This is a genomic window from Streptomyces sp. NPDC054770 (assembly GCF_053611985.1).
Window position 1 is genome coordinate 88,297 of sequence record NZ_JBSHBL010000003.1, and the last position, 12,934, is coordinate 101,230.

The 12,934-nt window shown below is 69.7% G+C and carries 11 protein-coding genes and 1 pseudogene; 8 read left to right on the forward strand and 4 right to left on the reverse strand.

Features of this window, described 5'->3' with window-relative positions; genetic code table 11:
• Positions 1 to 545: 545 nt before the first annotated feature.
• The gene (locus tag ACWGKQ_RS04425; protein ID WP_453290523.1) at positions 546 to 1,727 is read right to left on the reverse strand and encodes an MFS transporter; all 1,182 of its coding nucleotides are present in this window, start codon (positions 1,725 to 1,727) and stop codon (positions 546 to 548) included.
• A 147-nt stretch (positions 1,728 to 1,874) separates the two neighbouring features.
• Positions 1,875 to 2,282, reverse strand: a complete 408-nt coding sequence (locus ACWGKQ_RS04430) for a hypothetical protein (RefSeq protein ID WP_453290356.1) — start codon at positions 2,280 to 2,282, stop codon at positions 1,875 to 1,877.
• Between the two features lie 520 nt (positions 2,283 to 2,802).
• Here ACWGKQ_RS04430 and ACWGKQ_RS04435 point away from each other — a divergent pair.
• Positions 2,803 to 3,005, forward strand: a pseudogene (locus tag ACWGKQ_RS04435) (GNAT family N-acetyltransferase); the annotation flags it as partial.
• Positions 3,006 to 3,411: 406 nt separating this feature from the next.
• On the forward strand, positions 3,412 to 4,896 hold the full coding sequence (locus ACWGKQ_RS04440) for a UDP-N-acetylmuramoyl-L-alanyl-D-glutamate--2,6-diaminopimelate ligase (RefSeq protein WP_453290357.1): 1,485 nt from the start codon (positions 3,412 to 3,414) through the stop codon (positions 4,894 to 4,896).
• 453 nt (positions 4,897 to 5,349) lie between these two features.
• Here the strand turns inward: ACWGKQ_RS04440 and ACWGKQ_RS04445 are convergent, their stop codons facing one another.
• Complete coding sequence (locus ACWGKQ_RS04445) at positions 5,350 to 5,874, reverse strand: hypothetical protein (RefSeq protein ID WP_453290358.1); 525 nt, start codon at positions 5,872 to 5,874, stop codon at positions 5,350 to 5,352.
• 467 nt (positions 5,875 to 6,341) lie between these two features.
• Between ACWGKQ_RS04445 and ACWGKQ_RS04450 the strand changes: the two genes are divergently transcribed.
• The 5 genes from ACWGKQ_RS04450 to ACWGKQ_RS04470 all read left to right on the forward strand — a co-directional run bounded on the left by ACWGKQ_RS04450 (position 6,342) and on the right by ACWGKQ_RS04470 (position 10,455).
• Complete coding sequence (locus tag ACWGKQ_RS04450; RefSeq protein WP_453290359.1) at positions 6,342 to 6,620, forward strand: hypothetical protein; 279 nt, start codon at positions 6,342 to 6,344, stop codon at positions 6,618 to 6,620.
• A 137-nt stretch (positions 6,621 to 6,757) separates the two neighbouring features.
• A complete protein-coding gene (locus ACWGKQ_RS04455) occupies positions 6,758 to 7,390 on the forward strand; it encodes a DUF1345 domain-containing protein (protein ID WP_453290360.1) in 633 nt (210 codons plus the stop codon).
• 604 nt (positions 7,391 to 7,994) lie between these two features.
• Positions 7,995 to 9,122 (forward strand): hypothetical protein, encoded by a 1,128-nt coding sequence (locus ACWGKQ_RS04460; protein ID WP_453290361.1) that lies wholly within the window; start codon positions 7,995 to 7,997, stop codon positions 9,120 to 9,122.
• An 82-nt stretch (positions 9,123 to 9,204) separates the two neighbouring features.
• Positions 9,205 to 10,035 (forward strand): IS5 family transposase, encoded by an 831-nt coding sequence (locus tag ACWGKQ_RS04465; RefSeq protein ID WP_453290362.1) that lies wholly within the window; start codon positions 9,205 to 9,207, stop codon positions 10,033 to 10,035.
• 117 nt (positions 10,036 to 10,152) lie between these two features.
• Positions 10,153 to 10,455 carry a hypothetical protein gene (locus tag ACWGKQ_RS04470; RefSeq protein ID WP_453290363.1) on the forward strand — a complete coding sequence of 101 codons (303 nt, stop codon included), beginning with the start codon at positions 10,153 to 10,155 and terminating at the stop codon, positions 10,453 to 10,455.
• Between the two features lie 145 nt (positions 10,456 to 10,600).
• Here the strand turns inward: ACWGKQ_RS04470 and ACWGKQ_RS04475 are convergent, their stop codons facing one another.
• Positions 10,601 to 11,233 (reverse strand): TetR/AcrR family transcriptional regulator, encoded by a 633-nt coding sequence (locus tag ACWGKQ_RS04475; protein WP_453290364.1) that lies wholly within the window; start codon positions 11,231 to 11,233, stop codon positions 10,601 to 10,603.
• Positions 11,234 to 11,362: 129 nt separating this feature from the next.
• On the opposite strand from ACWGKQ_RS04475, the gene ACWGKQ_RS04480 reads away from it, so the two are divergent.
• Positions 11,363 to 12,799, forward strand: coding sequence for an MFS transporter (locus ACWGKQ_RS04480; protein ID WP_453290365.1), 1,437 nt, complete (start codon positions 11,363 to 11,365; stop codon positions 12,797 to 12,799).
• The last annotated feature ends 135 nt before the right edge of the window (positions 12,800 to 12,934 follow it).

The window sequence follows — 12,934 nt, forward strand, 5'->3', positions numbered from 1 at the left end:
CCGACGCTCCTACGGGGGTGTTGGTGTACGTCGCTCGCGTAGGCGCGCACCTCGTCCCCTTCCGCGATCGTGGGCACGCCGACCTCCTCGTGGAACGCTGGCGCTCCGAACGGCCGGGGCAGATGGCCGAGATGGAGGAGTGGGACCGGCGGAAGTGGGAGCGGGAGGGCGCTGGTGGCCTGGGCGCCGTCCGCGACCGCCTTCCCGACCGCCGCGTCGTGCACCACGCCCAGGCGGCTTTCCTGCCTGGTGGGGCGCGTGAATCGGCCACTCGTCCCGATCCCTGGTCGGTGGACGCCTGGGAGTTCGAAACGGACCTCTACACCGACCAAGTGGTGCGCTGGAGCACCGTTCGCCGACGGGGAGGGGAGATCGATGTTCGGGCGAGCGGCACGGACGAAGGCGCCGTAGCAGCGGCCTTTGCGGCGGCGTGCGCACAGGCTGTGGATCGCGCGAAGGATCCGAGTAAGTACGGCGACAGCAACGGGCGGTAGCCGGAGACGAAGTGGGTGGGCTGTACCGGGAACGGTGCAGCCCACCGCCCGTTACGGACCCGCAGACGTGCTGTCGGCGTGGTGCTGAGGGTTGCTCGGTGTGCCTCCCGCCGCGAAGAGGGCTGCGGCGGCGGAGGCCAGCGCGAGCGCGATGAACAGGCCGGGGTATCCGCCGAGCGGCTCGGCCAGCGCGGCTCCCGCGAACGGGGCGAGGGCGGACGCGATGGTGGCCGGGGCGACCAGCAGCCCGGACAGACGCCCGTAGTGCGTTGTGCCCCACCGGTCGGTGACGGCAGTGGCTTGGAGCAGGGTGAGGTTGCCCCGCACCATGCCGGCCACGATCGCGATGCCCACGAGGAGGGGGAAAGGGCCGGAGACCATCGCGAAGGCGGCGGTGGTGATCCCGCCCAGAACGATCAGGACGACGGTGCGGGTCCTGACGCCGGTACGACGGGCGAGGGTGGCGTACAGGGTGCGGCCGAGGGTCTGTCCCGCACCCCCGAGCCCAAGGGCCCAGGCGGCGGCCGTGGGGCTGGCTCCGCGAGCGATCAGCAGGGGGACGAGGGCGATGACGACGGCGTACATGGCGAAGCTGTTCAGCGTGAGCGCGGTGGCGAGCATCAGGAAGGGGCGGCTGCGGACCACCGAGCCGCTGTGGGTGTCCCGTGGTGAGGGCGGCGCCGGCGCGGGCGGCCAGGGCGCTCGTAGCGCCAGGGCGTGAGCGGGGATGGTCACGAGGGCCAGGAGTACTGCGAGTACGGCGTATGTGGTGCGCCAGCTCAGGTGCTCGGCGAGCGTGGCTGTCAGTGGGGCGAAGGCGGTGGAGGCCAGGCCGCCGGCGAGGGTGACGACGGTGAGGGCGCGGACCCGGTCTTCGCCCCACCAGCGGGTGAGGGCGGCGAAGGCAGGCTGGTAGAAGGTGGCTGCCATGGCGACGCCGGCCAGCAGCCAGGCGGCGGTGAAGACCGCGAGGTTGGGTGCGTAGGCGATGGCCAGGACGGCGACGACGCCTAGGACGGAGCCGGTGGTCATCACGGCGCGCGGGCCTCGGCGGTCGAGGATGCGGCCGACGGGGATGCCGGTGAGGGCGGAGACCAGGAGCCCGCCCGAGAAGGCGGCGGTGGTGGCGGTTGCCGACCAGCCCGTGGCCCCGGTGATCTGCGGATTCAGGACGGGGAAGGCGTAGTAGACGATTCCCCAGCTGGTGATCTGAGTGGCGCACAGGGCAGGCAGGGCGGCGGGGGGGGGGGGGGGCGGGGGCCGCGGGGGGGGGCGGGGGGCCGGGGGGGGGCGTGGGCGTCCGCCCGGCGCGGGCCGCGCCCCCCCCCCCCGCGGCGGGCCGGCCCGCCCCCCCCCCCCCCGCGACGGTCTGCGGGCGCATCAGCGCTGGTGCAGATACCAGGCGACCTGGTCCAGGTACCAGCGGTCGTCGCCGACGCCGTACCGCGTCGTCGTCTGCTGCCAGCGGTGCCCGTCCCAGACGTACAGGTGGCGGCCGTCCCGACGCTCTTCCTGCGAGAGGTAGTGGTGCCGGTCGTCGTTGTCGGACCGGCCACGGAGTGCGTCCCAGCCGTCGTCCTGTTCCCCGTGGTGGCCGCTCTCGTATCCGTCCTCGCGGTGGCCGTCACGGGCGCTGCCGGTCGCGAGGCCGGTGACTGAGGATCGCGTGTGCTCCGCGGGTCCCGAGGCCGTCGCCGCCGATGCCGAGCCGACGGCTCCGAGGAGGGCTCCGCCCGCCACTGTCGTAGAAGCAACGGCGATCGAGACGCGCCTGATCCACGTGTTCATAGTCGATTCCTTGTGAGGTGTTGCGATTCCGCCGATGTGGCGGTCGCTGTCATGTTCATGTTGTGCGACCCGGAGATTCCGGATCAGCCGGTGCCGAGCTGTGGGGGTCATCCTGAGGGGGTCCTCATGTTCGGCGCTGCCCAGCGTACTCGAGGGGGGCCTCATGTTTACGGTGAAGCCCATCACAGCACGTCGGGAGGGGGTGGCCGGCGCGAGTGGTGCCCGTACGGGCGAGACGGCGGGTCTTGGGCCTGGGCTGCTTCGACGGACATCCGGGATCAGGGATCGAGTCCCCGGAGGCATGTCCAAGGCCGAAGGGGGCGGCTTGGGGTGGAGGTAGGCAACATTGCTGCGGTGCTTGCGGGGCGGAGCGTCCCCTTCACGGTCCGTCACCGGAGTTGTCACCCGACCAAGATCGTTTTGATCATCGGTCAGTGAGTCGTGAGCTCCTCGGTGTCGTCCGCGGCTCCACTCAGCGGCTCGCTGTCGGGCTCCTCGGGCAGTGCGGTCCACATCGCCCCCGGGCTTCGGCGGGCAGGGCCTGGCCACCCGCCTGGTCCTGGCGGTGGCCCCGGCGTCCGTGCCCGCGACGAGAGGCCCTTCCCGCACACCTCCGCGCGCAACACCGACGCCGTCCGGCTGTACGGGTCGCTGGGCTTGCGGCTGCGCCACCGCACGGCGTTCCTCATGGCGCGGATGCCGGAGACAGTGCGGCAGCAGTAGCGCAGCTGTGCGAACAAGCGGCGATGGGCGATCGCCCCCGCGGCTGGACGTACACTCCACACATGGGTCGCACATGCGCAGTGGGGGAGTGCCTGTTCCAGGCCGCTCGTGCCCTGTGCCCGTCCGCCGCGTGCGCGACGGCCGTCGGCCCGGTGAACGCGCCGGCGATCTGCTGTCGCGCGTTGCACGGCCACGGCTAGCGATTCCGGGCAGTTCTCGGCATTTCCCAGATCATTCCGCCCCTGTAGGCGGACCATTTTCTGCGCGGCCACCCCTCCCACCTCCGTGACCGCACGGCGACGGTCCTCGCCACAATTCCCTGCTTCGTCATCCCTTGGTGCCCTGGCGCCGCCAGCGCGCCGACCGCCGGATGACCGGCAGCCGGTGCATCTTCGAGAGGACCCCTGTGAACCTGAGCGAGCTGCTCGCCGGGCACGATCATGAAGTCATCGAGGGCCAGCCGGAGACGAGGATCACCGGAGGCATCCACTTCGACGCTTACCGCGCCGCTCCGGGATCCCTGTTCATCGCGGTACCTGGCCATCGCGAGGGCGGCCCCGAGTCCGTCGGACCGGCTCTCGCACGCGGCGCGGTGGCGATACTCATCGACTCCGCGGCGGCACAACTTCCGGTCGCGACCTGGGCGTCGGCAGCCGGTGTATGCGTGGTAGCCGTCTCGGACACGCGCAAGGCGGCCGCGGTCGTCGCCTCCCGCTACCACGGGGAGCCAGGCAGGCAGATGAAGATGGTGGCCGTCACGGGCACCAACGGGAAGACGTCGGTTTCCTCCATGGTGGAGTCGGTGCTGAGGGTCGCCGAGCACGCCAGGGTGGGGGTCATCGGGACGGGCGGCAGCCGGTTCGGCGACGAACTGATCCCGATGCCGAGGTCGGTACTGACCACACCGGAGTCGCCGGACTTCCAGTATCTGCTCGGGTGCATGCGCGACCGCGGTGTCGGCACCGTGGCGCTCGAAGCCACGTCGATGGGCCTGCTGACCCACCGCCTCGACCACTCGTTCATCGACATAGGGGTGTTCACCAACCTGACGCAGGATCACCTGGACGACCACGGCACCATGGAGAACTACCGCGACGCCAAAATGCGTCTGTTCCAGGGGCTGTGCCGGCGTGCGGTGGTCAACGCCGACGACCCGGTCGGAGCCTGCATCGGGGCGATGATGCCCGGTGCTGTCGTCACGTACGGCATCGACGCGGAGGCGGACTACCGGGCGACCGACCTCGCCATGGACGCAGTCGGCACCCGCTTCACCCTGCACCACGCCGGCCACAAGTATCCGGCGGCGATCCCCGTGCCTGGACGCTTCTCCGTCTCCAACGCACTGGCCGCTGTCGCAGCCTGCCACCTCCTCGGGCCCAATCTGGCCGGACTGGTTGCCGCACTCGAGCAGATGCCCCCGATCCCGGGAAGGTTCGAACGCTACGAGACCCCGGACGGCACGTCCGTCATCGTGGACTACGCGCACTCCCCGGACTCACTGGAGAAGGTGCTGACCACCATCCGCGGCTTCGCCTCTGGCCGGGTCGTCACGGTATTCGGCTGCGGCGGGGACCGGGACGTCACCAAGCGCGCCCGGATGGGGGAGATCGCCGGCACCTACTCCGATCTGTGTGTTCTCACTTCGGACAATCCCCGGAACGAGGACCCCCGGGCGATCATGGATCAGATCGTCCCGGGCCTGCTCGCGAGCGGCACCACTTTCGAGCGGTTCACCGACCGCCGCCGCGCCATCTCCTTCGCCCTGTCCGCCGCAGGGCACGGCGACGTCATCCTGATCGCGGGCAAGGGCAGCGAGCCCTACCAGATCGTCAACGAGGAACTGCTGCCGTTCAGCGACATGGCGACGGTACGCGAACTCGCCACGCGGTAGGCATACCGGCCTTCTTGACGCCCGGCGCTGGTCGCAGTGCCGGGCACGAGGACGTGCAGCTGCTCCACACGCCGACCTCCAGCGCCGTCAGGGACCCGCTGCCCGCTACCCGCGAGACCTTGTGGCCCTGCGGCTACCTGGGCGACGTGGGAGGCCGCTCGCATCGCCCACCTCTGGAACCGGCGCGTGCTCCGCAAGGTACGCATTGATCCGACGCTCACTGTGCAGCGGTCCGCTGCGCCCGCGCCGGATGCGGCGGAGCGTCGGGAGCGGCGGGTCACTGGCTGCCCTCCGCACGTCGGGATTCCGACCACGATGACCGCGAGGGTCAGCACCCACTGCACGCACGGGTCGTGTCCAGGAACCTGCCGCGGGCCCGCTCCCTGAGCCGCAGCGTTCCCATGGGGCGGGGTGCTCTGGGTTGCGGACAAGGGCAGAACATGGTGCACCGTGTCAGGCCGTACGGTCGAGGACGAGCACGGGGTGGGTCACCGTCCGGGTCCGGCTTCGTATGAAGATCGTGGCCAGCCGCGTGACCACTTCGGTGAGGGCCATCAACACGAACGCCGCTACCCAGGCTTGCTCGCTGGTGATGTGGTGAGTGGTGCTGAACCGGGCGACGTCGTCGGCGCCACCGCCGTGCTCGGTCCACATCTGGAAACCCATCCGCGCCCCCATGCCCACTACCCACAGGATCGCCGACACCGCACCGGCCTTGATCAGGACGTGCCCGCCGACGCTGCGGATCCGGGTGTAGATGCCGCCGGCGATGCCGAGCGCGGCACCCGCGCTCATCAGGACCCCGATCAGTACCAGGTCGTTGCCCGCGGTGGGAACGCTGTCCAGGTACGAGTGGGCCACGAAGGCCACGATCCCCAACGGGATCAGGAAGGACTTGAGGTCGAGTCGGCCTTCCCGCAGCTGCCGGAAGACGACGAGGATGAGGGCGATGTCGGTGATCCACTCGGTCGTTGTCATGCCCTCAAGACTGCTGCGACGAGGCCCGGAGCACCTGGACCCATGGGTGGAGTCGGGGTGGAATTGAGCGCTCCCCGATATCCACCCGACCTGCTGGACTGGATGCGCGCCCACGTGGCCGAGCCGGCCCGTGTACTGACGGCGGCCGGGGTCACGGTCGTCGACGTGGACCGGCCTGACGCAAGACCGGGCGGATGAAGGGGAAGGGCAAGTCCGACCTGGTCGACGCCCACGCCGCCGCGACGGCCGTACTCGCGCGGCGGACCACAGGTGTCCCCAGGAGCCGGGGCGGCGTGGTCGAGGCGATCCGGGTGCTGAGCATCGCGCGCCAGCGCGGTAAAGGCCCGCACTCCTCCCCACCGGCCAAGCAAGCCGCCGCACTGAGCACGAGAGCCCCGCCCTCCCGATCGCAGCCACCGGCCCGAGGCTGTGGGCGGTTCGGCCGCGCGAGCGCCTACGGTAGAGACATGAGCGAGATCGTCGTCTACGAGCTCGACAAGTCGGTGGCCACGCGGTCCTCCTCGGGAGCGCCGAGCGGTGAGCACCGGCACGTGCGCAGGGTGCACGCGGCGCCCGCCGTCCCAGGGGCGCCCACCGCGACGGGACCGAGGACCCTCTGCGGCAGGGACACCTTCGCGATGGAGACGACCCGCTGGAAGCCCTCCGAGCACCCTGGAGCGCCCTGGTACCCCGAGGAATACGCATCCGTGGTCTGCCCCGACTGCGATGCCGTGATTGAGACCTGACCGGCATACCGACTGCCTGACGTCGCCGCCCCACCGTCTTCCTGCCGCTCACCACTGGGACGGCACAGCGCCTTGCCGTGTCGATCAGATGCCGTGAAGCGCGCTGACCGGCGGCGACGCGGCTACCGTGATGGTGCATGAGACGCTCCTTGCCCCTGGATGCCGTGCCCCGCCTCACCGGCGCGGCGATCGTCGGATCGGTGGTCGGCGTGGCCGTGGCGCTGGCGACCGATGGAGCCCTGGGCGCACTGGCCGCGATCGCCGCGACGGAACTGTCCTTCGTCCTGGCGGGCTGGGCGGTGCTGTGGCCGATGGACGCCACGGCCACCCACCGCAATGCACGGCGTGAGGACTTCCGTCCCGTGACCGATGAACTCGTGGTGGTCGCGGTGGCCCTGTGCGGACTCGCCGCCATCGTGCTGCTGCTCGTGCGCGGCAAGTCCGACCCCGGCCATGTGGCGGCGGCGACCGCCCTGTGCGGCGTCTTCACGGCCTGGGCCGCGCTGCATCTGATGTACGCCGCCCGTTACGCCTACGTGTATTACGAGTCCGGGGGCGGGATCGACTTCAATTCGGACGACCCTCCGGCGTACCGGGACTTCTTCTACTTCAGCTACAACCTCGGCATGACCTACCAGGTGTCCGACACCGATGTGTCGAGTTCGGCGATCCGGGCGATCGTGCTGCGTCACACATTGCTGTCCTACGTCTTCGGCACCGGCATTCTCGCCACCGCCATCAATCTCGTCGTGGGAATCGTCAGCGGCTGAGGTGGAGACTCCGGGGCAGGGTCGCGCTGACGTGGCCGGCCGGCCGGCCGGCAGTCAGACGGAGCGGGCCGCCAGGAGCGTGGTGGACGCGGGCGTCGCGTACGACGGGCGTCTGCCGCTGGTGGACGAGAAGGGCAGCTGGGAACTGCCGTCAGGTGCTCCTGAACCAGCCGAGTCGGCGACAGCCACTGCGGCGCGCCTGGCGCTTGTTCGTGGTGTGCGGAAGCCATCGACGCCGGGTTTCCTGGACCCGTACGTGCCCGGCCGCGAGGTCGTCTGCCAAGTCCCGGAAGGCGCGCGCCACATCCCGCCGGAAAGGCACAGCCCTAGGCGTCGCACGTCTCGGGCAGCAGTCTCAGTACCGCGGCGGCGGCGTCCTTCCCGAGGTGGCGGCGCTTTTGGCGATGCGCCAGAGACCAGGTTCGATGCCCATAGCCGCTCCGGCGGGCTCACTCCAGTCTCTGCCCTGGGGGATACCCCACCCTCAACAGGCGGACAAAAGAACGGGTTTGGAAGCCGTAGCAGGCCTTACTGATCGTTTCAAAATGGTTGGCGGTCAATAGCGGCCTACGGGCGTCCAAGGTGTTGGTGGCAGAATGCCGGAGTGGAGTCGATCTTGCGCGCCGCCGGTGAACTGTTGGATGTCGAGTTGACCGGCCCGGTCGACCTCGGTGGCAGCTCGCGTAGCACCGTGTTGCGCTGCGAGAGGGCCGGCGGCGGCAGTGTGATCGTCAAGGCGTTCAGCAGTGAGCCGGAGTCCCTGCGCTGCTTCACGGCGGAGGCCGCCGGGCTGTCTCTTGGGATCGCCGGTCCCGAACTTCTGGGTGTGGACCCCGAGGTCCCCTTGCTGGTCATGGCGGATCTCGGGAACGCGCCTACTCTGGCGGACGTTCTGCTCGGGAGCGATCCGACGGTCGCGGAAAGCGGGTTGTTGGCCTGGGCTCGTGGGCTCGGGCGGCTGGCTGCCGAATCTGTGCACCGGCGTGCCGATCTCGCGCAGCTGTGGTCCCGGTACGACAAGGGCATGCCGTCCTGGGAGGACGAGCCGTGGATCGCGCAGCGGGTCACTGATCTGCCCGCGCTGCTCGACGGCGCCGGAATCGCGGTTCCGGCGGGCCTTGCAGAGGAGCTTGCCCGGATCGGGACAGCGGGTGGGGAGGAGTATCCGGCCTTCACCCCGGGTGACACCTGCCCCGACAACAACCTGCTCACCCCGGAGGGGCTGCGGCTGATCGACTTCGAGGCGGCCTGCTACCAGTCCGTGTTCCTGACGGCCGCGTACTGCCGGATGCCGTTCTCCAGCTGCTGGTGCGTCTTCACCCTGCCTGCCGGGACGGCCGCGGAGATCGAGCAGGCGTATCGCGCGGAGGTCGTCGGTGTGTACCCGGCACTGGCCGAGGACGAGGTGTGGCAGGCGGGCATGAGGCAGGCCGTAGCGGTGTGGACGGTGGACGCGACGGTTCGGCTGCTGCCCCGCGCAGTGGAGGACGCGCCGCTGCACCCCACTAGGCGTCCGGTCCCGACGAGGCGCCAAGTGCTGAGGCATCGCTGGGAGATGGCGAGCACGCTGGAGGAGTTCCCGGCGTTCGCGGAGACGATGCGGTTGCTGTCGCGTGAGATCGCGGGAGGCTGGGACGTGCCCCCGCTGCCGGGGTATCCGGCTTTCGGAAACCGAGAGGCGAGTCGGTCGTTTCGGGCACCGGTCGATGTAAGAGGGCGGTATGCGAGTTGATAGGCGATTTGTTGTCACCTAAATGTGTGGGACTGTGGCATTCCAGCCGGTCGGCGGGCTCGGGCGTGCTGGGTTGAACACCGTGAGCGAGCGCAAGCCCTACAAGACCGACTTGTCCGACGAGCAGTGGGTTCTGGTTGAACCCGTGATCGTCGTGTGGAAGGCCGCGCATCGCTCGGTAAGCGGCCATCAGGGCCGGTACGAGATACGGGAGATCGTCAACGCGCTCCCTTACCAGGGCCGTACCGGCTGCCAGTGGGACCTGCTTCCGCACGATCTGCCGCCGCGCGGCGCGGTGATGTACTACTTCACCAAGTGGCGCGACGACGGCACCGACCAGACCATCCACGACCTGCTGCGCTGGCAGGTGCGGGAGAAAGCTCGGCGGAAGGCGGACCCGAGCCTGGTGGTGCTCGACACCCAGAGCGTGCACGCGGCGGCCGGGGTGCCCGCACAGTCGACGGGGTGTGATGCGGCAAAAAAAGTACCGGGCCGCAAGCGCGGCCTGGCCGTTGACGTGCTGGGCCTGGTGATCGCGGTGGTGGTGCTCGCCGCATCCGTGCACGACAACGCCGTCGGCATCGCGCTGCTGGACAAGGTCGCTGCCGACACCGACACCGTTCAGAAGGCGCTGGTCGACCAGGGCTTCAAGAACGCCGTGGTCGCACACGGCCAGACGGTGGGCATCGGGGTGGAGGTCGTCGAGCGCAACCCAGGCCAGACCGGGTTCGTGCCGATCCCCAAACGGTGGATCGTGGAGCGCGCCTACGGGATCTTGATGCTGCACCGTCGGCTGGTGCGCGACCACGAGCACCTGCCACGCAGTTCGGAGTCACGGGTGTACTGGGCGATGACCGCGGTGATACTGCGCCGGCTGACCGGGGCCACCGCTGCGGCCTGGCGCAGCACATGACCGGCGGGGAGCTGACCCTCGGGGCGGTTCTGGTGCGGATGGAGGAGCGGGAACGGGAGATCGCCACGCAGGCTGAGGCGACGGGGGAGCAGATCGCGCAGCTGACCGCACGGCTGGATGAGCTCGGCCGGGCCGCCGAGGAGGGTCCGGATCACCCGCACGACGCTGCTGGGGCTGCCCGATCGGCAGCCGCCCGCGCCGCTGGCCCCGCAGCTGCCGGATCATCCGGCCTACCAGCAGATCATGGCGATGTTCGCCGCGGCCGACGCGCCGCTGCGGGCGCGGCAGGTGTGCGAGGCGAGGGACCTGGAGATCGCGCCCAACAACATCAACAACACCCGCCTCAAACACAAGCGGCTGACCGAGCGCAAAATCCTGATCGAGACCGAGCAGGGCTTGTTCACCCACCCGCGGCCGTAGCAACCCTGGCGACGCCGCAGCCGGCGAAACAGACATCAGCTCACGCACCGCTCTGTCAGAGGTGAACCTGTTGGGCGGCTGGCGCGTCGCGCGGACGTTCATCCCCGGGATGGTCCGGCGCGGCTGGGGCCGCGTGGCCGGCGCCTTAATCGGTATCAAGTCCGAGCCGGCGGACCAGTAGGGCGAGTTGGTCGGCGAAGCGTTCGATGAACTCCGGGGACTGCGGGTCGTCCCCGCAGACGCCCGCGATGACGTGCGGAAGGGTGACGGGGGCCATCGCCGCCGCCATCAGCATGACGGTCAGACAGCCCGGGTCCATCTCCTGCGGCAGGGCCCCGGCCGCCTGCCGTTCACGGATGTCGGCCACGGACTGGGCGAGGCGCTCGGCGCGGGGCGCGTGGTCCGGGTCCGCCTCCGGGCCGGTGTACTCCAGGCCGCCCCAGGCCAGCAGCCGCATGCCGTCCCGGTTTTCCAGCGCCTCCAGCGCATAGCGGCGCAGCTGCTCGGGCAGTGGGGTGCCGGGTTCGACGAGCTTGCTCGCCCGCTCGCCCCAACTGTCCGACATGGCCTGGAACAGGCCCTCTTTGCCGTCGAAATAGTAGGAGATCAGCTGCTGGTTGACGCCCGCCCGCTTGGCGATCGCCGCGATGCGGGCGCCCGCGTAGCCGTGCGCGGCGAACTCCGCCACCGCCGCGTCCAGAATCAGCTTGCGCGTGCGCTCCGGATCGCGCTGCCGCTCCGACGGCTTCGGGGAGCGGCGGGGCTTCGACACGGTCATACCCAAACCATACACACAAGTGGCCGAATCAATCGCAGAGGCAGCTTAATCAAACAACTGGTTGACACAGTCGTTTTGATCATTGATTGTGGGCTGCCAGGTACCACTGGTCGAGCCAAGGAGTAAGTGATGGAAAAGCACCCGCTGCGGTGGTGGGCGCTGGCGGTATGCGTCCTGGCCGTCCTGGTCGACATGATCGACAACCAGATCGTGGCCGTGGCACTGCCTGCCATCCACCGCCACCTCGGCGCCGGAGAGGCCGCGATGCAGTGGATCTCCGCCGGCTACGCCCTCGGATTCGCCCTCACCCTGATCGCCGGCGGCCGACTGGGCGACCAGTACGGCGTCAAGAAAATGTTCCTGGCCGGCATGAGCGTCTTTACTCTGGCCTCGCTGTGCGCCGGGGTGGCCCCGGAGCCGGGCCTGCTGATCGCCTCCCGGGTGGTACAGGGCATCGGCTCCGGCCTGATGGTGCCGCAGGTACTGTCGTTCATCCACACCGAGTTCGACGAGGCCGAGCGACCCAAGGCCATGGGCCTGTACGCCGCGGCCTTCCCGCTCGGCGGGCTCCTCGGGCCGCTCCTGGGCGGCGTGCTGACCGAGGCCGACCTGTTCGGGTTAGGGTGGCGCGCCATCTTCCTGGTCAACATCCCGATCGGGGTGGCGGGCCTGGTAGGCGCCCTGGCGACCATGCAGGCCCGGCCGGGGTTCCTGCGCCACCGGCTGGACATCGGCGGTCTGGCGCTGCTGACCGTCACCGGGTTCGCGGTGTTCTATCCGCTGGTGCAGGGCCGTGAGCAGGGATGGCCGCTGTGGTCGATCCTGCTCATGGTCGCGGCCCTGCCACTGGCCGGCCTGTTCGTCCTGCATCAGCGCCGCCAGGAGGAGCGGGGCGGCGAGCCGATGGTCCCGCCGTCCATGATGCGGAAGCGCAGCCTGGCGTCCAGCCTGGCCGTGATGCTGACCACCCAGATGGCGATCGGCGTGTTCTTCATGCTGACTCTGTACCTGCAGCTCGGGCTCGGCTTCTCGCCGGTCCAGGCCGCGCTGTCCTTCGCCCCGGGGGTCCTCGGCATCGTCGTCGGCAACGCACTGTCCATGAGTCTGGCCGCCAAGATCGGACGCCCCTTCGTCACGGCCATGACCGCGGTGCTGGCGGCGAGCCTGGCCTCCATCGCCCTGGTGATCCACGCCGCGGGCGACGACCTGAACGTCTGGCAGATACTCGGCCCGATCATCTTCTTCAGCTTCGCCATCGGCGGCGTGCTCAACTCGCTGTTCGGCACGGCGTTCACGCAGATCCAGCCGCAGCAGGCCGGTGCCGCCTCCGGCCTGGTCAACACCACCGCCCAAGTTGGCCAGGCCTCGGGGATCGCGCTCTTCGGCACGGTGTTCTTCTCCCTACTACCGGACCACGGATACCAGTCCGCCACCGTCAGGACGTTCATGGTGAGCATCGGGGTGACGCTGCTGGCCCTGGCGCTGACAGCGGCGCTGCCTAGGCAGCAGCGGGCCGAGGACAAGGCGCCCGCCTCCGACCGGGGAACGTCGACCGCTCGGGCGTGACCGGAAGCCGCGGATGGCCACAGAGGCGGCCGCCACATCCGGGGCGGCCGCTTTCGCTGCTACGCCGTGCGGTCGGTCTTGTACAGCTTGCGCTCGCTCATGGTGTTCAGGTCAGCACGCCCGAGTCCGCCGACC

Coding starts and splice junctions, on each gene's coding strand:
- ACWGKQ_RS04445 (WP_453290358.1), bottom strand. CDS start 5,874: ATGACAACGACCGAGTGGATCACCGACATCGCCCTCATCCTCGTCGTC.
- ACWGKQ_RS04450 (WP_453290359.1), top strand. CDS start 6,342: ATGAGCGAGATCGTCGTCTACGAGCTCGACAAGTCGGTGGCCACGCGG.
- ACWGKQ_RS04480 (WP_453290365.1), top strand. CDS start 11,363: ATGGAAAAGCACCCGCTGCGGTGGTGGGCGCTGGCGGTATGCGTCCTG.
- ACWGKQ_RS04475 (WP_453290364.1), bottom strand. CDS start 11,233: ATGACCGTGTCGAAGCCCCGCCGCTCCCCGAAGCCGTCGGAGCGGCAG.
- ACWGKQ_RS04470 (WP_453290363.1), top strand. CDS start 10,153: ATGAGCTCGGCCGGGCCGCCGAGGAGGGTCCGGATCACCCGCACGACG.
- ACWGKQ_RS04430 (WP_453290356.1), bottom strand. CDS start 2,282: ATGAACACGTGGATCAGGCGCGTCTCGATCGCCGTTGCTTCTACGACA.
- ACWGKQ_RS04455 (WP_453290360.1), top strand. CDS start 6,758: ATGAGACGCTCCTTGCCCCTGGATGCCGTGCCCCGCCTCACCGGCGCG.